Genomic DNA, 24,282 nt, shown 5'->3' on the forward strand with positions numbered 1-24,282 from the left:
CTGGCTATTCGTCATTAGCCGATTTAGTGATTTTTTTGACATCTTTAGGTACATTTTTGGCCGTGCCATCTACTGTCGTATGCTGCTTAAACACATCGCTGAACGGGTTTTGTTGCTGTTGACCGAATGGATTTTGTTGATTGTTCATGCCGCCAAACGGGTTCTGCCCGCCCATACCGCCAAACGGGTTTTGACCACCCATGCCGCCCATACCACCAGCGCCGCCCATTTGCTTAGCCATCATCTCCATCATCTTCTGCTGATTATTCATAACATAATTATTGGCTTTATCTTTGAGCAGCTTTTGCACTGGCGGCAGGACGACCAATAGCGCTAATACGTCGCTAATGACCCCAGGTATTAATAGTAAGATGCCAGCAACCGCCATCGCGACACTTTTTAGCATAGTAGATTCTTGCGGGCGCATAGCTGGGTTCATCATACCGCCAGCTTTCATCTGCTGCGCCATCGGGTTCAGAGCTACCATACCTTTACGTATAAGCGAGATACCGATCACTGCGGCAATAATAAACCACATAAATACAAGCCAGCCACTGGTGAACTGGGCAATCAAATACCAAACCAGCATCTCAATAATAAACCAAACAATGGCAATCCCAACTATCTGACCCATGACGTGTCGTCCTTAAAATAAACTTAAAAAATTAAAATGGCTAACATATGATGTATATGGGGATGGCTTGCTATACTATCAAACTTGTAGCGCATTTTTAAGTAAATAGTCATCTGATAAATTACTTTATATTGACCTAGATGCGAAGACAGTAATCACTAGCAAAACAATCAAGATAGTGGAGAGTTATGGCAATTATCATCGGAATCGATCCGGGCTCACGTATGACAGGGTATGGCATCATACGGCAAACAGGCGACAAACTGAGTTATATAGATGCCGGCACCATTCGCACCGATACCAAAGAGATGCCTGAACGCTTAAAACGTATCTTCAATGGTTTAACTCGCATCACTCAGCATCACCTCAAATACGCTGATGAGCCTATTTATACCGCTATCGAGCAAGTATTTATGGCCGACAACCCAGATTCAGCGCTTAAATTAGGGCAAGCACGCGGCGCCGCTATCGCCGCTATGGTGGCGCTAGATCTAGAAGTATCCGAATATACCGCTCGGCAAATCAAACAAGCAGTCTGCGGCTATGGCGCGGCTGCCAAAGAGCAAGTGCAAGATATGGTATGCCGTATTTTGACCTTAGAGGTGGTGCCGCAGCAAGACGCCGCTGATGGTCTCGCCTGCGCCATTTGTCACGCGCACTCTAGCCACTCAATGAATAAGCTCATTCTCAATAGCGCACTACGAGGCCGCAGCTCCTCTAAGAAAAAGGGTCGCTGGCGTTTAAGCGAAGAGGATTTAGGCAACCTAAATTGACAGTATCAGTTATATTCTAATAAATAGATCAAAAGCTATAAAAAATTTTGTAATAAAAAAACGCGCTGATATTAGCGCGTTTTTACGATATGGCGGTACAGGTTTGTTAGGTTCTAGTTTAGATAGACCACTACTTATTCAGAGCTATTGTCCACTAACGTACTTTCGATCACTGTATCTAGTACATAAGCGTATTGTGAATCGGCATTATCGACTAATACGGTATCAGTATCTGTCTTGAAACGCTGCAGACGCAATATCTCATTATGCTGACCATCATGCTGATAACCATCAATGCTGCCTGCAAAGTCCATATACTGCCCTTCGCTGGTCTTTAAGCCTTGATCATCATAAGTGATTGGCCGTACTTGCAAGCACATCTGCGTCTCATTATCCTGACACGGCGCTGATTCCGCTGCCACTTCCCAAAATATAGTCTCGCCATTACTATTGTACTTGGCTTGTAATGTCAGTCTACCTCTCCAAACTAAAGTACTATCATCGCTAGTAACTTGCGTTAACATTGGGGTTTCAGCGTTACTGGCCGTAGCTGATATGCTGATCTGACTCTCCCCTTGCATAAGCTGATTAAGCTTGGTTTCCGCTTTATCAAGCTCGCCACAAGACATTTTGGTACTCATACTTTCACTAATCGTCAATTTATCACCTGTGAGCGCAAAAGATGCGCCCATCGTGTTGCAGCCAACGCTATAGTTCAAGATATCATTGTTTTGCGAATTAACCAGCAAAGTCACTTGTTCTTTGATAGGCGTAAGCGAGGTAATCGGCTGATCGTTATTATCCGTCGCTGTCGCTAATACCCAGCGGTAATCACTAAGCTTGGTCAATAGCTGATCCTCAGCACTTATTGACTCAGCAGTGCTAACGCTATCATTAGCATCAACCTCTGCTGCCACTTCACCCTCTTCAGTAGCCGCAGCATTAGCATCCTCATTATCTGCTACTGGAGCGTTGTCACTACAAGCACTCAAAGTCATTGCTGCTGCTAGCAAACTGGGCAAAAAAGCCGTTTTTAACGTGGTTCTCACAGCTGGTGGGTTCGTCGTCGTTAGCATAGGCAATCTCTCTTTTAAAACAAGTCTAAATTTTTACAGGTTTACGTTACTTTTTAGGGTTTACGTTACGTGGATACTATTTATAATTATTCATCACACTTACCGCAATAAACGACTATATCAGTATAGACTGAGCCGTTTATTGTTTATATATCTTAGGGGTTATATATCTTATTTAAGAGTCAGACTTAGGCTTTGCCATAACCTTAATGCTAAAACGCTCATGCATGCTGTTATAAAAGCGTGCAAGATTGTCGCCTTGCTCTAAAGGATTGACTTTCAGAGCCTTACCGAAATCAAGACCTAAATACAGTACGATATCAGCAAAAGTGAGATGATCGGTGACTAAATAGTCGCGGCCTTCAAGGGCATTGTCAAAGTAAGGTAAAGCTTTAACAGCGCGAGCGATAGACGGCGCTACAAACTCTGGTACTTGCTCGACCCGCTGAGCTTTAGAAGGGTGGCTATGCTGAAACGCTAGCATATAATTGTACAGTACTTCAAACTCAGCAATACGGCGCATAGCACAGACTTGCGCGCGCTGTACCACATCATTACCCATCACCGAGCGCTCGCCATAAACGCGGTCAAGATATTCGCAGACTGCCTGCGAGTCATTGAGCACAGTGCCATCGCCTAAAGTCAGCACTGGCACAGTTTGCATTGGATTGATATCAGTAAAAGACTCTGAGAACTGCTCATTGCGAGCAAAGTCAATATCCACCACACTCAGATCATTCATATCGTCAACATCGATGCCTTTTGAGGCCAATAGAATAATCGCTTTACGTGGATTGGGTGCCGTGCGCGTAATATATAGCTTTTTCATAGTAACTTCCCTGTAAGTGAATGAGTTTTGGTTGACTGTAAGAGCTTTAGTATGGTTAATTAGCATTACTAATTCGCACTGTTAATTAACCGTACTAAATAATATTTATTTTAGCTTTATGTAGCGCTGCCTAATGGTCAGCCTACTTTGCTTATCATAGCAAACTTGATTAAAACTTTTGCTACGAATAGTAAAAAAGCTCTATAACTTTATGTCATAGAGCTTTTATTGAATACTGGCTATTAAGTTACTTTTTATTAAAACCACATATTAAAGCCACATATTACAGTAACGTCTTAAAGTAACTTAATTCAAAGCCGCTTATTTGTTTGGCGCTGGAGTGGTACGCAAATAAGGCTTCACTTCAGTATGGCCTTTTGGATAGTTAGCAGCGATATCTTCGTTTTTAACACTCGGTGGAATGATAACGTCATCGCCTTCTTTCCAATCAACAGGCGTGGCTACATTGTACTCATCCGACAATTGCATAGCATCAATGACGCGCACGATCTCATCAAAGTTACGGCCACAGCTGGCTGGATAAGTCAGCGTTAAGCGCACCTTTTTATTTGGATCGATAATAAATACGCTACGGACTGTGGCAGTATCATCAGCGTTGGGGTGAATCATGTCATAAAGATCAGCCACTTTACGATCGGAATCGGCAATAATAGGGAAATTCACGGCAGTGCCTTGAGTTTCTTCAATATCCTTCGCCCAGCCCTTATGATCATCTAAACCGTCTACTGACAAGGCGATTGGCTTGACATTACGTTTTTGAAACTCGCCGCCTAGCGCTGCGGTACGGCCCAGCTCTGTCGTACAAACTGGCGTGTAATCTGAAGGATGCGAGAAAAGCACCACCCAGCTATCACCTGCCCAATCATAAAAATTAATATTGCCTTCGGTTGTGACTGCATCAAAATTTGGAGCGTCGTCACCTAAACGTAAAACTGCCATAATAGTATCCCTGTTATTAGTGTTTGAAATTATTAATGTTTCAGCGTCAGCGCCTACAGGGCTGCCACGCTGTATTGTTATCATAGCTATATAGTTGTACAACTATATAGCTATATTTAGTAAACAAGCTTCTCTAGCTTACCAAAACAGTTATGAATGTCTTGTGAGAGATTGTAATGCGCTTATTCTGTTTAATGATAAGCAAAAAGCCCACTCCTAGATTACTAGAAATGGGCTCATTTGCAAACTAATATTGATAGTTCAGGTTGATAGTTAAGATCAATACCTAAGCGGGCTTATAACTATCACGTAAGCTGACGATTTGATTGAATACTGGCTTATCGCTACTGTGCTCTTCGCTATCTGAGATGAAGTAACCTTCGCGCTCAAACTGGAAGCGCGTGCCAGCATCCGCGTGCGCAAGCGATGGCTCCACGACCGCATTTAACACCGTCAAAGAATTCGGGTTCAGCGCCTCATGCACATCACTTACGCTACTGGGATCTTCTGCGCTAAATAAAGGCTCATAGAGTCGTACCGTTGCTGGCACACCTTGATCGGCTGAGACCCAATGAATGACGCCTTTAACTTTTCGGCCTTCAGGATTATTACCTAGTGTCGCCGGGTCAATAGTTGCTTTGAGCTCAACCACGTCGCCATTATCATCGGTAATGTGCTCAGTGACCGCAAGCACATACGTATTACGCAAACGAATTTCAGGTTTTTCTGGGGATAGGCGCTTATAACCCGCCGGCGGCACGATCTCATAATCGCCTTGATCGATATAAAGGGTTTGGGTAAAAGGAATCTCGCGCGCGCCCATCTCGACATTAGGATGCTTGGGCTGAGTCAGCCATAAGGTTTGACTGTCTTCATCAAAGCGCGCGGCGACGCTATCAGCTTTTAAATCTTGCCACTGGCTCACCGCCTCGGTGAAGTTGGTAATCGTGACTTTTAACGGTTTGAGTACTGCCATACCGCGTGCGGTGGTCGTCTCCAAAGATTGGCGAATACTGAACTCGAGCAGGCGCATGTCAGTGACGCCATCGGCTTTTGCGATACCAACGCGAGCACAGAAATCACGTAGCCCCTCTGGCGTATAGCCGCGGCGACGCATACCCGCTATTGTTGGCATACGCGGATCATCCCAACCTTCAACGATGCCTTCATCGACGAGCTGCTTAAGCTTACGCTTACTGGTCAAAGTATGATCGACATTTAAGCGGCTAAACTCATACTGATGCGGCGGTATGTCAAAGCCAATCTTCTCGATAATCCAGTTATAAAAGGGACGATGATCCTCAAATTCTAGTGTACAGAGTGAGTGAGTAATACCTTCTATAGCGTCCGACAAAGGATGGGCAAAATCATACATCGGATAGATGCACCATTTATCGCCCGTTTGATGATGCTCTTGATGCATGACCCGATAGATAATAGGATCGCGCATATTCATATTGGCATCAGACATATCGATCTTGGCACGCAGCACCGCTTCGCCATCGGCAAATTTGCCATCTTTCATATCGGCGAAGCGCTGCAAATTGTCTTGCACGCTAGCATCGCGCTGCGGCGAGGGCTTGCCAGGCTCGGTAAAAGAGCCACGGTTATCGCGGATTTGCTCAGGAGTTTGCAAATCGACATATGCATCGCCTTGCTCGATCAATTGTACCGCCCACGCATGCAGCTGATCAAAATAGCTCGATGCATGTAGCGCCTCGCCTGCCCACTCAAAGCCTAACCACTGGACGTCCTTTTCTATATTGTCGATATAGTCCTGCTTTTCAGCGGTCGGATTGGTATCGTCATAACGCAAATGACAAAGGCCATCGAACTCTTCAGCCACCCCGAAGTTAAGACAAATAGACTTGACGTGTCCTAAATGCAAATAGCCGTTAGGCTCAGGCGGGAAACGGGTCACGATTTGCTCGTATTTTTGCTCTTTTATATCTTCACGAATAATATTACGAATAAAGTCGTTTTTCGGCTCATCTTTTTTTATATCATTGCTCTCGTTATTACTAGGTTTAGCACTCATCAACTATTGCTCCTAAGCCACTTATTAGCGGCTTGAATTAAAATAATTATAAAATTAAGAATAAAGGTAGAGTTGCGTTATTCTATCAGCTTTTGCAAACTCATTAACAGCTAGATACATGACATCAGGCAAAAAAGCCGTTAGACTGACCTCTAAATTAACACTGCCTCTTATGAGCGAAAAGGAATATCTATGCATGCTATCAAAACATTCGGGTTTGCCAGCTTATTTGCCCCTTTGTTTATATTAGGTTGTGCCAGCACCAATACTAACAACACAATGATTTCAGACACTCAGCCCAATTCACTTTCCAACACCAACAATCAGGAGACAACCATGAGCGATATGCCAGTAGTACAGTTAGAGACGTCAATGGGTGATATCACTATTGAACTCAATGAAGAAAAAGCACCAAAAACCGTAGAAAACTTCTTAAACTACGTCAACTCAGGTCATTATGAAGGCACTATCTTTCACCGCGTTATTGATGGCTTTATGATTCAAGGCGGCGGCATGGACGCCCAAATGAATGAGAAAAAAACCAACGCACCAATCGAAAACGAAGCGGATAATGGCCTTAAGAACGACAAAGGCACTATCGCTATGGCGCGCACTCAAGACCCGCATTCAGCCACTAGCCAATTCTTTATCAATGTCAAAGACAACGACTTCTTGAACCACTCGGGCAAAAACATGCAAGGTTGGGGTTACACGGTATTTGGTAAAGTCACCGACGGTATGGATGTAATTGAAAAAATGCGCAGCGTTGCAACAGGCCGTTTTGGTATGCATGCTGATGTGCCAAACGAGCCTATCACTATCAACTCTGCTAAAGTCGTTTCTCAATAAGCAAACGCTAGCTGAGAAAGATAGCTGTAGTAATATCAGTATAAAAACGATCCAGCGGAACTGGAATTAATTTTGCGCAACATCGAAACAGCGTAGACACAGTACGCTAGGAAAATTTATACCAGTTCCGCGCTAAAAGATAATTAGAAACACTCATTAGGATAATTATAAATGCAAACCTTTAATCATCTAATAACCACTCGCCCGCATGATGTACGGCAAGTATTAATTAGTGATCTGCATTTATCGCTAGACGAGCCTGCCCTTGTGCAGGCTTTTTTGGCGCTGCTTGATGACTGCCTCGCTCTGCCGAATCTCAAACGCTTGTTTATTTTAGGCGACTGGTTTGAGGTTTGGCTTGGCGATGATGTTTATCTATCATTGGCAGATGACGACAGGCAAGCGCACTGGCTCACGCCATTAATTAATAAACTTAAGCAGCTGCGTATAAAGGGCTGTGAGATATTAGTCATGCACGGAAATCGTGATTTTTTATTAGATCGCGGTTTTCTCAATTTGTTTGGCGGTGAGCTGATTGATGAGCCCTATAGCCTAGACGTTGGTAAACAAAGCTATCGCTTAGAGCATGGCGACGCGCTGTGCAGCGATGATAAAAAGTATCAATGGTTTCGAAAGGTGATACGTCACCGGCTGAGCAAATGGTATCTACTCAATAAATCCCTATCGAGGCGCTTAGCCATCGCTGATAATATCCGCGCGAAGAGTAAGCTCAATAACCGCACCAAAGACGCCTATATCATGGACGTCAATGAGCAGTCGGTCGCGCAAGCGGTCACTGATAACGATGCGCTACTACATGGTCATACCCATAGACCCAACGTTCATAAAACGATCAATGGTAAAACTCGTTACGTGCTCGGTGATTGGCGGCATATCGATAACGAAACGCGCCTGCCAAAGGTGAGCGCAGTGATTGGAGCGGTTGTAGCAGAGGCGCACTCAGCAGAGGCTGAATTTAGCTTAGTTGAGTTTGTCTACTCAGTATAAACCCAGCTGGTATAAGCGCATAAAGAGCGCTTTGTGCAGCAAAACCTAATTATAATAACTGACATCTATAATAATAGATACTCATCACAGTAAACATAGCCCTAGTAGATACTATGCCTCAACCTAATCTCGTCATTCTTATTCACGGTCTGCATCAAGCGGCCTTTGTTATGCGGCCACTGGCCAAACGCTTGCAAGCACGAGGGTTTGATACTCATCAATTTGGCTATCGCAGCATGCGCGACGATATCAAAACCAACAGTGCCCGCTTAAACACTTGGCTTGAGAGTCATCATCGCCCTGATCAGCCAATTGATCTGGTTGGTCATAGCTTAGGCGGGCTGATAATCCGCGATTTTGTCGCTCATTATCCGCAGTGGCAGATTGGACGCTGTGTCACTTTAGGTACGCCCCATTTGGGCAGCGTCAGTGGTGATTATAGTTGGCGATTAGCGCCTTTTATTGTCGGTAAATCATACAAGCAAGCTTTAGACGGCACGGTTGCGTCTTTGCCTGACGATATTGAGCTTGGTGTAATCGCTGGTAATAAAGCACAGGGATTAGGTCAGCCGATTTTGAGCTACCACAATCGTAAACGGCGTAAGGCTGATAGCGACATAGAAGACAAAAGCTTAGCTCATGACGGCACCGTATATGTCACTGAGACTCAGCTCGCCGGCGCTACTGACCATATCATCTTGCCCGTCACTCATACTGGCATGCTAATGAGTACAGAAGTCTCGCGGCAAGTGATTTGGTTTTTGGATCATGGGCGGTTTAAGCATATAGCGATTAACCTTTAACGCCCATACCTTGTTTAAGCTCAGCTTTATGCTCCTCAATCACAGGTATCAAAGTCTGCATCACCCACTCATGACGCCAACCTTGTAAGCCCTCTGGCAGATCAGCTAAGTCTTTATCATAAGCAATGACTTCATATAGCTGATGCAGCCACTTTTTGCGCATTAATACATTCGCTGGTATACCGGTTTTCTCTGCTTGTATCTGGGTCGCATGTTGAACGGCTTTTGACAGCGCTTTGTTCTTGGAGCGATAAGGCGCAGGCAGTCTCGGCGGACGCTCGGCAGGCGCTAACTGCTGAGCCTGCTTAATCTCCTTGAGTAGCTCTTCACCATAGAGTCTGAGCATACTACGGTGCATAGTGGTCTTGTGCGCAAGCTCGCGCATAGATTTGGGCTTTTCAGTGATAATCTCGCGTACCGCTTGTTTTTTTATCACAAAGGTGCGCGGCTGATTGGTCGCGCGCGCTAGCTGTTCACGCCAACTGGCTACCGCTTGCAGTATTGCCATTTGCTGCGTATCGTAGCGATAGTCCGCCATGGTTAAGTACATATCCTCATCAGCAACCTGCTGCGAGTCATACAGCTCTTGAGCATAGAGCTGACAATCCGCCCAGACATACTCGTACAGGCCTTGCTTTTTTAGCTCGTACTCTAAGCTCAAATATAGCGCTGGCAAAAAACGCACATCATCTATTGCGTACTGTTCTTGCTCATCAGATAGCGGCCGACGCAGCCAGTCGGACTGACTTTGCTCCTTATCAATATGCATATCTAGCTGATCATCGAGCGCTTGCTGGTAGCCCATCTGCAACTGACCGGTTAAATACGATAGCGCAATTTGCGTATCAAAGATATTGGTCAGCGGCGGGCAATCAGATAGTAAGTAAAAAATGCCTAAATCCTCGCCACAAGCGTGCCAAATGGCGACATCAACTGCGCTTAGCGCTTGCCAGACGTCCTGTAACTGTAACTGCGGGGCATCTAATAAATAGATATGCTCGCCTACGTTTATCTGCACCAAAGCCAAGCGCGGATAATAAGTATCGCGCTTGATAAACTCCGTATCCAGTGCCACCCGACCACAGCTTTTCAAAGCCTCAATGACGGGTGTCAATTGGGACTGCTCTTTGATCCAAGTCACCGGTAGCTCATCAGCGCTATCAAGTAAAGCATCAATATCAGGCTTTGTAGGCAAGGCGTTTGATGCAGAAATGGCTGGATTATCAAGCGGATCTATAGTGTTATTATCAGTAGCTATATCATCTTGCGAAGTGGTTAGCGTTGTCAAAGAGGAGTTAGACACGGGCAGATACCTGCTTAAATTGAAAAGTTAATGAGCCGATTATAACAATATCGGCGTATTAATTGGGCGAGTGTCATTTATTTCAAAAATAAAAAACTAGGCATAACGCCTAGTCTACTGAGTCGTCAACGAATAAAAAAACGCTGCATTATAAAAAAGAGCGGTTTTGTAGCGCTTGGCCTAAAGTCATACTATCGAGATACTCAAGCTCACCGCCCATTGGCACCCCTTGTGCTAGGCGCGTGACCTTTTTGACATGGCGACTGGCCGCTTCACTAATAAAGTGCGCCGTCGTCTGCCCCTCTACCGTCGTGCCAGTCGCTAGTATCAGCTCATCTACCGGCTCGTCTTTGACCCGCCAGACCAGCTGATCGATATTGAGATCATCGGCGCTAATGCCATCGATAGGCGACAAGTGACCGCCCAATACAAAGTATAATCCGCGGTAGCCCGCCGTTTGCTCTATAGCCATCACATCGGCGGCAGTCTCGACCACGCAAAGCTGGGTATTATCGCGTCTTGGGTCTTGGCACAGCGGGCAGATACTCTCATCACTGAAGCTATGACAGCGCTGACACTCCACAATCTCACGCATCGCCTCGTCTAGAGCTTGTGCTAGCGCCATGCCTTGCGGGCGCTTTTTGCTCAGCAGATGCAGCGCCATACGCTGAGCACTTTTTTGACCGACACCAGGCAATATACGCAGCTGCTTGACTAGCTGATCGAATTTGGCAGTAAGCAAATTATTATCCTTTTGCAATTATAAAAACGGACGCTATAACTTAATCTCTAGTTATAAAAATGGGGTCGTATCGTTACGATAACAACCCCATCTATTGACTACTACAGTCAGTATTTATACGCTTTTTATGTTATTTAGCAATGAGTTATCGCTTAGAACATACCTTGCATACCTGGTGGTAGACCCATACCTGAGGTCGCGCCAGCCATTGTCTCTTCGTACAGATCATCGGCCTGACGAACAGCATCATTGATAGCAGCGGCGATTAGATCTTCGATCATATCAGGCTCATCTTCTAAAAGACTAGGGTCGATAGATAAACGCTTAACCACATGGCGACCGGTCATCGTCACTTTGACAAGGCCACTGCCCGCTTCTGCCTGCACTTCTTTATTGGCCAGCTCTTTTTTGGCGGTCTCAACGTTGGCTTCGACTTTCTTTTGCATGGATTGTGCTTGTTGCATCAAGGCTTGAATATTCATAATACTCTCTTTGTCTTTGTAATCCGGGTGAATTTAGATAAAAATAAAACGTTAAGCTAATTATAGCGTTATCTTTATAAACTGTCTAAGCCGCGAGCCAAATCTTTGATAATATCTTCAGCATCCTCCAGCCCTACAGACAGTCGAATTAGGCTATCATTAACACCTGCCTCAGCGCGAGCCTCAGCAGTTAAGCGAAAGTGCGTCGTCGTCGCAGGGTGGGTGATTGTCGTCTTAGCATCGCCTAGATTGTTGGTGATAGATATCATTTGTGTCGCATCTATCACTTGCCAAGCAGCAGCTTTGCCATTTTGCGTACCATTAGCAGAATCGGTCGCTTTGACTTCAAAACCCATAATCGCGCCATAAGCGTCTGCCATATGATGCTGGCGTGTTGCAAGCTTGTGCGCTGGGTGGTCTTTTAGCCCAGAGAAATGCACAGTGCTAACGTTTGGATGATTCAGCAAAAACTCAGCGACCTGATTGGCATTATGACAGTGAGCTTGCATACGCAGTTTGAGCGTCTCAAGACCTTTGGTAAATACCCAAGCGTTAAAAGGACTCATACTGATACCACCTGAGCGCACTACTGTGAACGCCTCCTGCATCAGCTTGTCGCTGCCGACTAAAGCGCCGCCTAACACGCGGCCCTGTCCATCTAGATATTTAGTCGCTGAGTGAATCACCACATCCGCGCCTAAGTCTAGCGGGCGCTGAATAGCAGGAGAGGCAAAACAGTTATCAACAACCAATAGCACATCGTTGGCCTTTGAGAGCGTGCTTAAAAAGCCAATATCGCAGATTTGCGCTAGCGGGTTACTCGGGCTTTCGCAGTAGATGAGCTTTGTATTTGGCTGCACGGCCGCGGCCCAAGCATCGTTGTCAAAGCAGTCAACGTAACTGACCTCGACGCCGAATTTAGCCATATAATTATTGAACAGTCCAATAGACGAGCCAAACAGCTGATTGGCTGCCAGCAAGTGATCGCCTGCTTTTAGGTAAGCCAAACACATAGTCAAAATAGCGCCCATGCCAGAGGCGGTGGCGACTGCGCGCTCGCCATTCTCAAGCGCAGCTAGGCGGCGCTCAAAGGTACGCACGCTTGGATTGGTATGGCGCGAATAGACATTACCCGTCTTAGTACCATTAAAATGTGCGGCGGCATCACTCGCCGACTCATAGACATAGGAGCTGGTGGTAAAGATAGCCTCAGAATGCTCACCTTCATCGGTGCGATGCTGTCCGGCACGTACGGCGACGGTTTGCATACCATAATCGAGGCTTAGATCTAAGGCATCTGAGCGCCAGTTACTATCTAAACCACTGTCGTTGCTACTTTCCAAACCACTGTCGTTGCTATTTTGTTGTGCTGGCGATTGGCTCATAAGTATTCCGTAATGAGGGTTGAGGCTGCAAGGAGAATCGATACTACTATTGGTAAACGTTTTAAACTGCACAATATCATATCATGACTGCGCTTTTCAGACACCTACTACGCTTTTTTTCGTCACTAGGCTCTAACTTTTGGTTATTCACCAGCCGCTGCTACGGATTAAAAAATTTAACGTATTTTTTATAGGCAGATACCTTTGTACCTGCTAAGCTTGGCAAAAATATCTGTGCGGATTGCTCCAACAATATATTTGCTAAGCAAGATATGATTATCTGTAGCGTCATACTAGTACAGTGTTGATGTTGATATTAATACTGATGTTGCTGTTACTGCGTATTACTATTAATTAAAGCCGCGGTGTAGACCGCTCAGCCAATCTTTTGAGTGTATTAAGGCCATCTTATGATGTCGATGTTGGATGTTTATTCTAGTAAATTGACGATGAGCCTTACTCTTGGGTTGTCATTGAGTTTGGTTGGCTGTCAAAGCTTACCGCAGCAGCCGCACTTAGCACAGAGCAAAGAGCTCTCTGAGCGGGTTAATGCTATGTATACTAATAAGACAAAGGCTCAAGATGAGCCAATCACTCCAGATTCACGTTTGGACTCAGGTATGGAAGATAGCAACGTCAATACCGAAACTGATGATACCGCCAATGCCAATAATGATACTGACTTAGTCGCGACCATTAGTGAGCAAAATAAAATCCATCCTGATTTATCAGGGTATCATCCGATTGTCACAGGCGCCAATGCGTTTGCCTCTCGTAGCATATTGACCGATATGGCGACGCGCAACATCGACGCGCAATATTATATCTGGCATGATGATCAGGCCGGTCAGTTGCTGCTAAAAGACTTATGGGAAGCGGCTGAGCGCGGCGTTATCGTGCGCTTATTAATAGACGACTTTAATAGCAGCGCCGCGCTTGATCAGCAGTTATTACGTTTTTCAAGCCACCCTAATACAGCGGTCAGAATTGTTAACCCTTTGATGCACCGTAAGTTTCAAGCGCTCAACTTCGTCACTGGTCTGCCTCGTATCAACCGGCGCATGCATAATAAAAGCATGACTTTTGATAAGCAAATCACTATCATCGGTGGCCGCAATATTGGTAACGAATACTTAAGTAATGATCAAAACAGTCAATTTGCTGATTTAGATGTGCTGCTTATTGGGAAAGTAGTCGCAGATATTGATAATAGCTTTGGCAGTTACTGGTCCGCGCCTATCTCTTACGATATCGAGACGTTAGTAACTTTAGATGAAGATGGGCCGACGGACTTTATCGAGGGACTCGATCAGCTCGGTACCAATGAGAAAAGTGATAACCAAAGCAGCTTATCGGTATATAAGTCAGCGATTGCGGACTCTTCTATCGATACTGATTTATTAAATAAGCGCATTCCTTTTCGCTGGACGGATATGCAGTTTTTGAGTGACGATGTCGGTAAGCTTACCAAGTCTGTCCCTGCCGATACCAATCTAGTGCAGCAGCTACGTACCTTGCTTGGGCGCCCTGATAAAGAGCTGACGATCATCTCTTCTTACTTTGTTCCCACCAAAGATGGTGTCGATACGTTAGTAGAGCTGGCCGACTCTGGCATTAATATTAAGATACTGACCAACTCTTTTGATGCCACCGATGTAACCGCTGTACATTCTGGCTATAGCCAGTGGCGACCTAAGCTACTCAAATCCGGTATCAAGATATATGAGCTAAAATCTACTGCTAGTGAAGAGGATCGCGAAAACAAGCTGTGGAAAGCGCGCAGTCAGTCCTCAACTAGCTTGCATGCTAAGACCTTTGCTATTGATGATCATCAAGTCTTCATTGGTTCCTATAACGTCGATCCACGCTCAGCGAATATTAACACAGAGATGGGCGTTATCATCAATGACGATGAGCTGGCGCGGCAGCTGCATGAAGCGCTCAGTGACGACTTATTGAGCCAAGCTTATGAAGTCAAATTAACCGATGATAATCACTTGCAGTGGCACACTATGGAAAATGGTGAGAAAAAGGTCTATGAATCTGAGCCGCGAGTGGACTTATCCGATCATATTTGGCTAACTATTATGTCGTGGTTACCTATCGATTGGCTGCTATAAATAAGCTTTAATCTAAAATAATGTACAACACCCTTTTATCTACCCTCTGTTTTATTTTCGCTCAATTTTAACTTTTTATTTATCGTCAACGGCCATTGTGATGGCCGTTGTAATGCTTTGCTTGTATATGGGAAAATAATCGACCATGCCTTCTCGCCCTCAATATGCGCTCATGTCTGGTAAAGATAAAAACATGGTGATTTTTGTCTGCTTGACGAGTGCTATCACTTTTTTTGACTTTTTGATTTACTTGTATATGGCAGATTATATCTCTTCTGCTTTTTTCCCAGCCAATATCGATTCTGGCATGACTCGCCTACAAGGGCTTGGATTATTTGCTGTCGGTTATTTGGCTCGTCCGCTTGGCGGCATTTTGTTTGGTCGCTATGGCGATATGAAGGGACGTAAGCCCTTATTGCTTATAAGTATGCTTGCAACCGCGCTTTGTATGGTAGGTATAGCAATACTACCGACTTATGCTCAGTGGGGCGTAATAGCCCCGAGCTTATTTATTATTTTGCGCCTAATACAGGGAATGGCGTTTGGCGTTTATGTGCCTTTGGCTTGGATTTATGTTGCTGAGCAAGTCCCGCGTCAGTATCTATCGGTGGCCTGTAGCTATGTGACAGCAAGCTTTTTTGTGGGCGTGTTATTTTCTAACGCTTTTTTTGTCTGGCTAAACGGCTCGATGACGCCTGTTCAGATGTTGGATTATGGCTGGCGTGTACCCTTTGCTGTCGCTGCTCTGCTAAGCTTCTTACCTCTACTGGCATGGCGCTTCATTAACGAATCACCGTTTTTTATTGAGATGCAAACCCGAAAACCTTTACGAGGCGTTAGGCAGCCGCTCACTTTATTATTTAAGTACTGCAAGCATTCTATCTTTTTGGGCCTCTTACTCAGCCTTATGATTGCTAGCATCACGACGGTAGTGGCTTTACTACTGCCAAGCCTGATCGAGTTAAGCTTTAGTTTAGATAATGATCTGTTTGTTTTTTCGCATAGTTTGGGCATTGTCTTTATGATTTTTGGCTGTGTCTTTTATGGCATTGTGTCCAACCACGAAAACTTTGGTAAAATTTTGGTTTTCGGATCAATTTTATTAATCGGCCAGATATTTGCCTTTTATTATCACCTGCAAACTGGCGGCGATTACATCTTGATTATGTACGCTCTACTTGGGTTTTTTGCTGGCATTGTAGGCATGATACCGGCTATTTTCGTACAGTTATTTCCGACTAATGTACGCCTGACGGGTCTCGCTTTGTCTTATAATGTGATGTATGCGATCGTGGGCGGCCTGCTGCCTTTTGCACTCGGTTATGCCACCTTTTATATCAGCATCTCGCCTGCTCTGTATATCGCTTTTATCGGTGCGATGAGTATTATGGTTGGTTTATATTTTTATCATCTACCAGAATCGAGACAACTGAACCGAGTGATTTAATAGCGCTATATACTTTGGCTGTGAATGATAAAGATGATGTCAACGCTACCATCGATTCGATTTGAAATAAATATAGTACTATTACGCAGGCCTCAATGCTTGATTAAAATAACCGTATCAAAATGAGTGCTGCGCCGGATAATATTCCCGACAACCTACTATATACCTAGTTAAAATCATACACATCGCTGCAATGCTTTAAAAATGCTTTAAAAAAGAGTTCTATAGTTATGATAGATATGACCAATAAACGCTTATCCGTTGCACCAATGATTGACTGGACAACGACTGATTATCGTTATTTTGCGCGCCTGTTTAATCCGCACGTTTATCTGTATACCGAGATGATCAGCACAGGAGCGCTCATATACGGGAACCGCGCGCGGCACTTGAGTTTTGATGAGCGCGAACATCCTATTGTTTTACAATTAGGCGGCGCTGATAATGCGGATATGACCCAATGCGCCGAATTTGCTCAGCAGCATGGTTATGATGAAGTCAATATCAATGTAGGCTGCCCCTCTGATCGCGTGCAGCATAACAAGATAGGCGCTTGCCTGATGGCAGAGCCCGCTACGGTCGCAGATTTAGTCAAGCATATGCAAGCAGCGGTCGATATCCCAGTGACAGTCAAGCATCGCATCGGTATCGACGATTTTGATAGTTATGAGTTTATGAAAGAGTTCGTTGAAACTGTAGCAGCGGCAGGCTGTACTCGCTTTATCGTTCATGCGCGTACCGCTTGGCTACAAGGTCTGAGCCCCAAACAAAACCGCGAGATACCGCCACTGCGCTATGAGGATGTCTACCGGCTTAAGCAAGAGTTTACTGAGCTTGATATTGAGATTAATGGCGGTATCGAAAGCGTCGATGATATCGCAGAGCACTTAAAGTACATCGATGGGGTGATGATCGGCCGCGCTTTTTATCAAAACCCTTATTTGCTCGCAGAAGCGAATAGCTTATGGGGCGAGCCTGCACCAAAACGCTCTGATATCTTGGCTGAGATGTACCCTTACTTGCGTCAGCAGATCGAGCTTGGCGAAGCACTACCGACGATGGCGCGGCATTATTTGGGTCTGTTTCAAGGCTTAAGTGGCGCGCGCAGATGGCGACAGGCTTTGAGTGGTAAACCTAGCTTGACGATTGAGGATATTGAACGAGCTGCCACGGAAGTGCTCGCGCTAAATCCTGGAATTTAATTAGCGTTACGTACGCGTAAAAGCTTATCAGCTGATAAAAACTAACCTTAGCATTCGTTAAGCTAGAACCTAAATCAGTCATAAAAGCGCATCAAGTTAAGCAGCTAGCGCTAGATACTGCCACATCGCCAAGCCGTTATTAAAGATATGCAGCGCTATCGGCAAAAAAAGAGAACCTGACTTGTAGCGCGCATAACAAAATATTAAGGCGAGCACGACGATAGTGCTGATCTCATATAGCCCATACTGCAAGTGCATCAACGCGAACACTAAGCTGGTAATCAAACTTGCCATCAGTGCGCCGTGCGCTTCTGACTGTGCTAGACCTTCAGCTTTTGATAGCTCTGTTTTATCGAACTTTATGGCAAACTGCTCCTTGAGCGCAGACCAAATAACACCTCGAAACACGAGCTCTTCATAGATAGGCGCGATCACCACCATCGCAATGATTAACAGCCATACCGAGCTGACCGAATCATACAAAGGATCAACGAACAACGAAGGGGATTTATCCAACCAATATGTCAGCGCTTGACTACCAATCATAAACAGTAATAGTAGCCCAAAGCTGCCGATAGCGACTTTTAGTGAGAACGACTTGAGCGCTAAATAATCACTAACTTGCGCGCCTTTTAAGCGAATAATAAGCGCTATTAAAATGCTCAAAAATACACCGCTAAAGACAATCGAGCTACTAACGATGGTGCCATTGCCGCTAGCAAAATAAAACAGGTCAGCCGCTGTTTGGGATTTAGTAGAAGGTAGTAATAGCTTGCCGGCGATATAGATACCTAATAGCTGACTACCAAAAAAAGCAAACACCATTGCCACCAGCAGTGCTAACGCTTCCCATAAAGAAAATAGCGGCGTTTTTGCTGTTTGCGGTATAGCGTCTAGTGAGTTTGCAGATTTCGACATAGATAAGAACTCAAAAAATAATAAGCGACGCCATTTTATAAAACAGCTTAAGTATTAAGATATACTGCTATTGAGACAGCTGCTGCTCAATGATATCAAGCACCAATGCTGATACGGACTCTGGGTGCTCAAGCGGGAACATATGACCGCCAGCATGCGTCTGAAAGTCTATCCCTAAACGCGCTTTGACTTGTTGGGGGAATTTACGTTTCAAAAATATACTCTCCTCACCAATGATGAGCTGAGCAGGCGGCTTAGGTCCTTCATTAGGAGTCAGCCAATACATGGATGGATTGGTTCGAAACACTGCCACCTCATTCTTTTTGGAGATCGCTAACGTTACTTTGCCATCAGCGCGCTCGTGTAAGCCGTGCTCGATATACCCCTGAAAGCTACGCTCATCAAAATTCTTAAAGAAGGTTTTATGACGCATTTGCTCATAAGCGTCATCACGGCTGTCCCAAACATCGCGGCGATGTTTTGAGATACCGGAAGGTGACATTTTGTCCATCAAGCGGTGGTTCATCATCGGCACTTTATCTAGCGTCTTTGCCACATGCATCAAAAAACTACTCCGCCCATATATCAGTGGCGGATCCATCAGCACGGCTTGATTAAAGTGTTTAGGCGCCCGGTACAGCGCTTGCAACGTACACAGCGCGCCCAAAGAGTGGCCAACTGCCACGACTTGTGTGACGCCATGACGCTTGCACGACTCTGCCACACTATCGATGACCTGTTGGGTCAGACTGCGCCAATTATTGTCTACCGGATAGCCGCTTGTCTCTCCTAGCATAGGGATGTATTCAATCGTGAAAAACTCAGCAAGCCCGTCAAAAAAAGGCGCATAAACGGCGCTTGGCATGCCATTAGCATGCGCGAAATGTAGCACTGGCTTTTGGGTTAGCTTTGATACGGGCAAGGAGGCAAATCTCTGCGCCTTGTGGTCATTCTCATTCATGTAAGCTCTCTATTATTTTGATTATTAAAATATATTTATAGGATGGTGGATTACAACGACTAAAACCAAACTTAGTTATAGCAAAAGGCTGAGCTATTTACTAGCTCAGCCCGGATACTGATAGAGTCAAAACTAAGTTAATATACAAACCCTTAGCGCATCTCAGCATTGCCTTCTTGCTGCCCTAATACATCAAGGTTAATACTTGAGCCGACCCCTGCGCCTAGTTTCACTGCAAAGCGATCCATAAATAACTGAAACGGGTCTACAGGACTGTAATTGACTACGTTATCAAGCTCAAGCTGCTTCTCTAAGCTTGTGATACTACCCTTTTTGTCTGCTAGCCCCAAAGCAATAGACTGCTCGCCGGTCCAAAACAGCCCTGAAAATAGTTTATTGGCTTCAGGGTCTTTGAGGCGATCGCCGCGACCTTCTTTTACTGCATTGATAAAGTGCTTATGAGTATTGGCTAACACCGATTCGACGTGCTGCTCTTCATAATCTGTCAGCGGCCGCGATAAGCTTAAGATATCTTTGTATTCGCCAGCAGTAATAGTGCGATCTTCCACCCCTACTTTGTCCATTAGTCCTTCGATATTGTAGCTTGGCATAATGACGCCGATAGAGCCGACTAGACTTGAAGGATTCACATAGATCTCATCAGCTGCAGAAGCAATATAATAAGCGCCAGAAGCACCAATATCACCGATGACGGCATAGAGCTTCTTATCAGGATACTCAGCGCGCAAATCTATCATCGTCTGCCAGATCTCATCTGATTGTACCGGCGAGCCGCCAGGAGAGTTAATATCTAAAGCCACGGCCTTCGAGTTGGGGTTTTCAAATGCGCGGGTCAAAGCTTCGTTCACATCATAAGCATTGGCAATATCGGCATTACTAATAACGCCTTGCAGCTCTACTACCGCCAAATGCGGTGAGCTGGTATCCATGCCTTCTAGCCCAGTAGGCGCTTTGGTGCTACAACCGCGGCTAAAAGTGAAGAATAATAATAAAATATAACCAAAGGTAAGCAGCTTAAAGAAGATACTCCAACGCCTTGAGCGGCGCTGCTCTTCAACACTAGCTAATAAGGTTTTTTCGATAAGACGCCATTCTTGTCCGCTGGGCTGATTGGCCGGTACTTGCTGCAGCGGTGCCGGCTGATTTGCCGAATTTTTAGGGCGTTTATTAGGGTCTGGTGGCCAGTTGGGCATATAACTTCCTAGGTAAGATCGATCAAGAGCAAAATACAACTATAGTCAGTTCAAAATAAAGTCGATACGCTCAATATCAACGTGCAACTGGTATTAATTTTCCTTGCGTGCTGTGTCGTTGCAGCCAGAGGCTGCGCAAAATTATCCTAGATGCACTGCATCGATTTTAAAGTGATTTAACTATATCGTCTATAAAAGCGCGTCGAATTATAACTGATTGAGGGTTTGCTAAGTATGGTGACATTGTCACTGAGGTTCAATAGTAGAATGTGACCTTATTGCAGCATTTTGCAGCGATACTGTTATAGTCTGCCTAATGGTTTCGCTATTCACTGCCTACTGACTAACTATTCACTAGCTCTTGACTATAGTTATTCATGAGTCTCAGTTACTAGCCTCAGTTACTAGCGCCACCTCCAAGGGCTGCTCATCATAAGTCAGTACTTGCTTAGTCTGCTGCGCTATTAATATCGGTGCCGTTACCGCAGAGCGACTATGACTAAGCCAAGTTGTTGCACTAAAATCTGCTTGGCTCATATTAAAGGCTAAAGGCTCAGCGGCGCATAATAGTGACCACAGTTGCCAACTGCGCTTATGGGTGGCGACATCGAGAATGAGTCGTGATAAAGCGGTGTCTTCAGTTTCAGTACTATTTAAAACAGCATCATTCACTTCAGTATTTCTTGAAATAGCATTACTGGAAATCCTATTATTCCCAGCAGTCCCAGACAAATCAGACAAACCAGACAAATCAGCTAAGGCTTTATCATTGGCAAGCATCTGCACGCTCGCTTTAATAGGCTGCTGAGGGTTGCTAGCATTATAATGCACAACGGTAATCGGCGATTGACTGACGATAGCTAGACTACAATCCCAAATGCTAGCGTCATCAATCTCATTCCAACCAGTGAGCGCCAGCAGTCTTAATTGACCGTTTGGCGCTTGCCACTGCTTACCTTGCTGACAGTCTTGCGCGCTGATAATTCGGTTATCGTCAGTTGTTGTTGCTACGCTTTGTCGCGCTTGCAGTCGCTCATGGCGACCTGCCTGCCAATACTGCGCTGTCGGTAGCTGCTGGCTTAATAGTGTTACGCTCAAAGGTAACAAAGATGATTCTTGCGAAGCTAACTGACGACTACTTGCTGCCGATGTAGAAGACATTTGAGTCGCCATAGGGGCCGCGCTGCTTTGGACCATGCTGCTTTGGACAACAATACCGTCTAGACTTTTAATCGCTAGAGTACGTAGTTGCTGCTCTAGCTGCTCCGCTAATCTTTCAGCGCTCAGCGTACTTGGCCTAGTGCGCTTGCCTTGCGCTCTATGATCGGCCAAAAACAGCCAACTTATCTTATCTTGATCTAATGATTTTTTATTAGCATCGTTTTGCTCGGCTTGGTTTTTATCAGCGGGATAAAGCAATACCGCCGCTGTTATGTAACGATCGCCTGTCGGTAGTATATAAAGCGTTGGCGTCTGCGAGAAAGACTGCTGATTACTATAGATTGTCATCGATAAAATCGTCAGCGGTACTAAGGACACCCAGCGACTTATAAGCCCTCGCGGTAATAGCCAAGGCAAAAGCATGAGTGCTGCCATTAGTAACATAGCGAAGTTAACGGGGGTGTATAACCAAGCGCTACCTAGCACAGGCAGCGTCGTCAGCCACTCGATTAATTGATGTAAGTGATAGACAATGGCACTGACTACTGCCCAAATGCCATCAGCACTGCTTGGTAAGATTAAATAGCACAAACCTGCTAAAAGATTCAGCGGTACAATAATCCAGCCGAATAAGCCAATAGCAAATAGGTTAATGACAAGACCCCATAACGATGCCTTGCCAAACAGTAATAAAGTAATGGGGAGTAGCGCTATAAATAACCAAAACTGTAATCTAAAGAGACGCTTAAATAATAGCCAACCTTTACTGTGCATATCAGTTAATCTATTGGAGCTATAGCCGATCTTAACTGACTGAGCTGCCATAACGGAGGACGAGGAGCTAGTCGCAGCCGAAGTCTGATTTGTCAGCTTATCCTCATAGCTCAGCAGTAGCGCAACAGCAATAAACGACAGCCAATAGCCGGCTTGCCATAACACATACGGATCTAGCCAAGCCATTAGGATAGCTAGAGCTAACAATACCTGCAGAGTACTGACCGGCACTAATGTCAGACGTACTAAGCCTATCGCTAATAACATCCAAGCGGTGCGCGCCGCTGGCACATCAAAGCCGGTAAATAAGGCATAAATAAAAGCGGAAGCTATCATCACCCACCAGCGTACTTGCCAGCGCGGCAGCAGGCGATAAAGTGCCGGATAAAAGCGCTCGACCAGCATCACTACCATAGCAGCTAATATAATCGCCAAAAACAGCACATGGGTCCCTGAGATCGCTAATAGATGCGAGATGCCAGCAAGCTGATACAGGTCTTTGGTTTCGCGATTGATTAAGCTGCGATCGCCGGTCAGCAAACTCAACGTCACTGCATCTGCTTGTTGTTTCGCAGCACTTTTAGTAGACCAGTCTTGATAAAAGTGCTGACGTAACTGCAAACGCCAGTTATCAATAGTGTTACGCAGCCGCGACCAACTAGAGGCCGAATCACTAACAGTACTAGCTGCACTCGTCGACTGATTCGAATAGCTAGTAGCGGCTGAGCTGAGCGCAATAATCGTCGCAGTCCCATCGATGTGACGGGCACGTAGCCAGCGATAGCTATCAAAGCCAGTTGGGTTATTGAGCGCTTGCTCGGAGCTGACTAATGGCGCGAGCGTTAAGCTCATCAATATGCGCTCGCCCGGCTGTAAGCGATTTAACCTAGCGACACTAGCAGTATCATTGGCTTTATTGGGATATAAACTTAGCAGTACCCGCTGATTCGATGATGCGCCACCTGACTGCAGGATATCATCCGCCTTACTCTCAACGCTTTTTTTAGCCAACTGTTCAGCACTAAGATCGTCGGTTAACGGCACTATCTCGCTTAAAGTCGCGACCTGCCGATAGCCGCTATTCATCGTCGCGTCGTACACGCTATCACTGATGCCTTCAATGGTCACCCAGGCTTGCACGCGCTCGGACGCTGTTATCTTGGTACGCTCTAACTGCTGATGAGCAGTAAGCGCTTGTAGCAAGCTACCAACGATTAAGGCTAGTGCCAAGATTGCTACAATTAGATAGCGCAGCGGTTGAAGCAAGCTAAGTATACGAGCAGTTGATGAGGCTGATTTTGAAGATAGTTTTGGGGGACTGTTAACAGAAGTATCTGATGAAGGTAAGCTTAGACGCTGATTTAATAAGATGAGTAGAATCGTAATGATGATAAGTAGACTAGGTAAAAGCAGATAGTGACTAGTATCTAAGAAAGCGAAGCTCTGCGGCAAGGGTATAGTCGCAGCTTTGGTCAATACAGCTGCCATCACACTTATTATTAGCGCGCCAACTCCCCAATACATTGACATCCTCGCTCGCTAATGTGAATTTATGCTAGGATTAAGCATAGAGCCGATGCAATAGCGGTTCGCTATCTAAGCT

General features: G+C 45.3%; 20 protein-coding genes. 7 read left to right on the top strand and 13 right to left on the bottom strand.

Annotated features, from left to right (window positions below; all coding sequences use genetic code 11):
• Positions 1 to 4: 4 nt before the first annotated feature.
• The gene (locus I3248_RS00270; protein WP_025647331.1) at positions 5 to 634 is read right to left on the bottom strand and encodes an FxsA family protein; all 630 of its coding nucleotides are present in this window, start codon (positions 632 to 634) and stop codon (positions 5 to 7) included.
• A gap of 188 nt (positions 635 to 822) precedes the next feature.
• Here I3248_RS00270 and ruvC point away from each other — a divergent pair, with 188 nt between their 5' ends.
• The gene (gene ruvC, locus I3248_RS00275) at positions 823 to 1,407 is read left to right on the top strand and encodes a crossover junction endodeoxyribonuclease RuvC (protein ID WP_025647333.1); all 585 of its coding nucleotides are present in this window, start codon (positions 823 to 825) and stop codon (positions 1,405 to 1,407) included.
• Between the two features lie 134 nt (positions 1,408 to 1,541).
• On the opposite strand, the gene I3248_RS00280 is transcribed toward ruvC, so the two are convergent.
• From I3248_RS00280 to I3248_RS00295, 4 genes are all read right to left on the bottom strand, one after another.
• On the bottom strand, positions 1,542 to 2,483 hold the full coding sequence (locus I3248_RS00280) for an META domain-containing protein (RefSeq protein ID WP_238062128.1): 942 nt from the start codon (positions 2,481 to 2,483) through the stop codon (positions 1,542 to 1,544).
• Positions 2,484 to 2,658: 175 nt separating this feature from the next.
• Positions 2,659 to 3,312 carry a glutathione S-transferase family protein gene (locus I3248_RS00285; protein WP_025647338.1) on the bottom strand — a complete coding sequence of 218 codons (654 nt, stop codon included), beginning with the start codon at positions 3,310 to 3,312 and terminating at the stop codon, positions 2,659 to 2,661.
• Between the two features lie 321 nt (positions 3,313 to 3,633).
• A complete protein-coding gene (locus I3248_RS00290; protein WP_025647340.1) occupies positions 3,634 to 4,272 on the bottom strand; it encodes a peroxiredoxin in 639 nt (212 codons plus the stop codon).
• A 286-nt stretch (positions 4,273 to 4,558) separates the two neighbouring features.
• The gene (locus I3248_RS00295) at positions 4,559 to 6,310 is read right to left on the bottom strand and encodes a glutamine--tRNA ligase/YqeY domain fusion protein (protein ID WP_238062129.1); all 1,752 of its coding nucleotides are present in this window, start codon (positions 6,308 to 6,310) and stop codon (positions 4,559 to 4,561) included.
• Positions 6,311 to 6,646: 336 nt separating this feature from the next.
• Between I3248_RS00295 and I3248_RS00300 the strand changes: the two genes are divergently transcribed.
• From I3248_RS00300 to I3248_RS00310, 3 genes are all read left to right on the top strand, one after another.
• Complete coding sequence (locus tag I3248_RS00300; RefSeq protein ID WP_025647344.1) at positions 6,647 to 7,159, top strand: peptidylprolyl isomerase; 513 nt, start codon at positions 6,647 to 6,649, stop codon at positions 7,157 to 7,159.
• A 171-nt stretch (positions 7,160 to 7,330) separates the two neighbouring features.
• On the top strand, positions 7,331 to 8,167 hold the full coding sequence (locus tag I3248_RS00305; protein ID WP_238062130.1) for a UDP-2,3-diacylglucosamine diphosphatase: 837 nt from the start codon (positions 7,331 to 7,333) through the stop codon (positions 8,165 to 8,167).
• A gap of 113 nt (positions 8,168 to 8,280) precedes the next feature.
• Entirely contained in the window at positions 8,281 to 8,970 is a 690-nt protein-coding gene (locus I3248_RS00310; protein ID WP_238062131.1) for an alpha/beta fold hydrolase, read from the top strand.
• Here the strand turns inward: I3248_RS00310 and I3248_RS00315 are convergent.
• From I3248_RS00315 to I3248_RS00330, 4 genes are all read right to left on the bottom strand, one after another.
• Positions 8,960 to 10,273 (bottom strand): HRDC domain-containing protein, encoded by a 1,314-nt coding sequence (locus I3248_RS00315; protein ID WP_238062132.1) that lies wholly within the window; start codon positions 10,271 to 10,273, stop codon positions 8,960 to 8,962. The two genes, I3248_RS00310 and I3248_RS00315, sit on opposite strands and share 11 nt — an antisense overlap.
• A gap of 148 nt (positions 10,274 to 10,421) precedes the next feature.
• On the bottom strand, positions 10,422 to 11,015 hold the full coding sequence (gene recR, locus I3248_RS00320; RefSeq protein WP_201610277.1) for a recombination mediator RecR: 594 nt from the start codon (positions 11,013 to 11,015) through the stop codon (positions 10,422 to 10,424).
• A gap of 152 nt (positions 11,016 to 11,167) precedes the next feature.
• Positions 11,168 to 11,497: a YbaB/EbfC family nucleoid-associated protein gene (locus tag I3248_RS00325; protein ID WP_025647354.1), complete on the bottom strand. Its 330-nt coding sequence runs from the start codon at positions 11,495 to 11,497 to the stop codon at positions 11,168 to 11,170.
• Between the two features lie 74 nt (positions 11,498 to 11,571).
• A complete protein-coding gene (locus tag I3248_RS00330; protein WP_238062175.1) occupies positions 11,572 to 12,765 on the bottom strand; it encodes an O-succinylhomoserine sulfhydrylase in 1,194 nt (397 codons plus the stop codon).
• A gap of 530 nt (positions 12,766 to 13,295) precedes the next feature.
• Here I3248_RS00330 and I3248_RS00335 point away from each other — a divergent pair.
• The 3 genes from I3248_RS00335 (at position 13,296) to dusA (ending at position 17,651) form a co-directional block, all read left to right on the top strand.
• The gene (locus I3248_RS00335; protein WP_238062176.1) at positions 13,296 to 15,002 is read left to right on the top strand and encodes a phospholipase D family protein; all 1,707 of its coding nucleotides are present in this window, start codon (positions 13,296 to 13,298) and stop codon (positions 15,000 to 15,002) included.
• A 145-nt stretch (positions 15,003 to 15,147) separates the two neighbouring features.
• A complete protein-coding gene (locus I3248_RS00340; protein WP_238062133.1) occupies positions 15,148 to 16,449 on the top strand; it encodes an MFS transporter in 1,302 nt (433 codons plus the stop codon).
• 230 nt (positions 16,450 to 16,679) lie between these two features.
• On the top strand, positions 16,680 to 17,651 hold the full coding sequence (gene dusA, locus I3248_RS00345; RefSeq protein WP_238062134.1) for a tRNA dihydrouridine(20/20a) synthase DusA: 972 nt from the start codon (positions 16,680 to 16,682) through the stop codon (positions 17,649 to 17,651).
• Positions 17,652 to 17,747: 96 nt separating this feature from the next.
• Here the strand turns inward: dusA and I3248_RS00350 are convergent, their stop codons facing one another.
• The 4 genes from I3248_RS00350 to I3248_RS00365 all read right to left on the bottom strand — a co-directional run bounded on the left by I3248_RS00350 (position 17,748) and on the right by I3248_RS00365 (position 24,209).
• Positions 17,748 to 18,569, bottom strand: a complete 822-nt coding sequence (locus I3248_RS00350) for a CPBP family intramembrane glutamic endopeptidase (protein WP_238062135.1) — start codon at positions 18,567 to 18,569, stop codon at positions 17,748 to 17,750.
• Between the two features lie 67 nt (positions 18,570 to 18,636).
• Positions 18,637 to 19,530, bottom strand: coding sequence for an alpha/beta hydrolase (locus tag I3248_RS00355; protein WP_025647366.1), 894 nt, complete (start codon positions 19,528 to 19,530; stop codon positions 18,637 to 18,639).
• A gap of 152 nt (positions 19,531 to 19,682) precedes the next feature.
• Positions 19,683 to 20,744: a signal peptide peptidase SppA gene (gene sppA, locus I3248_RS00360; protein ID WP_238062136.1), complete on the bottom strand. Its 1,062-nt coding sequence runs from the start codon at positions 20,742 to 20,744 to the stop codon at positions 19,683 to 19,685.
• Between the two features lie 384 nt (positions 20,745 to 21,128).
• Positions 21,129 to 24,209: a ComEC/Rec2 family competence protein gene (locus I3248_RS00365; protein WP_238062137.1), complete on the bottom strand. Its 3,081-nt coding sequence runs from the start codon at positions 24,207 to 24,209 to the stop codon at positions 21,129 to 21,131.
• Positions 24,210 to 24,282: the final 73 nt, after the last annotated feature.

It is taken from the genome of Psychrobacter sp. Ps3, from assembly GCF_022129275.1.
GTDB lineage: Bacteria > Pseudomonadota > Gammaproteobacteria > Pseudomonadales > Moraxellaceae > Psychrobacter > Psychrobacter submarinus.

What these genes read in the sequence shown, in the direction of transcription:
- I3248_RS00365 (WP_238062137.1), bottom strand. Translation starts at nt 24,209, where the DNA reads ATGTCAATGTATTGGGGAGTTGGCGCGCTAATAATAAGTGTGATGGCA.
- I3248_RS00295 (WP_238062129.1), bottom strand. Translation starts at nt 6,310, where the DNA reads ATGAGTGCTAAACCTAGTAATAACGAGAGCAATGATATAAAAAAAGAT.
- I3248_RS00340 (WP_238062133.1), top strand. Translation starts at nt 15,148, where the DNA reads ATGCCTTCTCGCCCTCAATATGCGCTCATGTCTGGTAAAGATAAAAAC.
- I3248_RS00305 (WP_238062130.1), top strand. Translation starts at nt 7,331, where the DNA reads ATGCAAACCTTTAATCATCTAATAACCACTCGCCCGCATGATGTACGG.
- I3248_RS00270 (WP_025647331.1), bottom strand. Translation starts at nt 634, where the DNA reads ATGGGTCAGATAGTTGGGATTGCCATTGTTTGGTTTATTATTGAGATG.
- I3248_RS00310 (WP_238062131.1), top strand. Translation starts at nt 8,281, where the DNA reads ATGCCTCAACCTAATCTCGTCATTCTTATTCACGGTCTGCATCAAGCG.
- I3248_RS00290 (WP_025647340.1), bottom strand. Translation starts at nt 4,272, where the DNA reads ATGGCAGTTTTACGTTTAGGTGACGACGCTCCAAATTTTGATGCAGTC.
- I3248_RS00330 (WP_238062175.1), bottom strand. Translation starts at nt 12,765, where the DNA reads ATGCAAACCGTCGCCGTACGTGCCGGACAGCATCGCACCGATGAAGGT.
- I3248_RS00285 (WP_025647338.1), bottom strand. Translation starts at nt 3,312, where the DNA reads ATGAAAAAGCTATATATTACGCGCACGGCACCCAATCCACGTAAAGCG.
- I3248_RS00300 (WP_025647344.1), top strand. Translation starts at nt 6,647, where the DNA reads ATGAGCGATATGCCAGTAGTACAGTTAGAGACGTCAATGGGTGATATC.
- I3248_RS00350 (WP_238062135.1), bottom strand. Translation starts at nt 18,569, where the DNA reads ATGTCGAAATCTGCAAACTCACTAGACGCTATACCGCAAACAGCAAAA.
- ruvC (WP_025647333.1), top strand. Translation starts at nt 823, where the DNA reads ATGGCAATTATCATCGGAATCGATCCGGGCTCACGTATGACAGGGTAT.
- I3248_RS00355 (WP_025647366.1), bottom strand. Translation starts at nt 19,530, where the DNA reads ATGAATGAGAATGACCACAAGGCGCAGAGATTTGCCTCCTTGCCCGTA.
- I3248_RS00335 (WP_238062176.1), top strand. Translation starts at nt 13,296, where the DNA reads ATGTCGATGTTGGATGTTTATTCTAGTAAATTGACGATGAGCCTTACT.
- I3248_RS00325 (WP_025647354.1), bottom strand. Translation starts at nt 11,497, where the DNA reads ATGAATATTCAAGCCTTGATGCAACAAGCACAATCCATGCAAAAGAAA.
- sppA (WP_238062136.1), bottom strand. Translation starts at nt 20,744, where the DNA reads ATGCCCAACTGGCCACCAGACCCTAATAAACGCCCTAAAAATTCGGCA.
- I3248_RS00280 (WP_238062128.1), bottom strand. Translation starts at nt 2,483, where the DNA reads ATGCTAACGACGACGAACCCACCAGCTGTGAGAACCACGTTAAAAACG.
- dusA (WP_238062134.1), top strand. Translation starts at nt 16,680, where the DNA reads ATGATAGATATGACCAATAAACGCTTATCCGTTGCACCAATGATTGAC.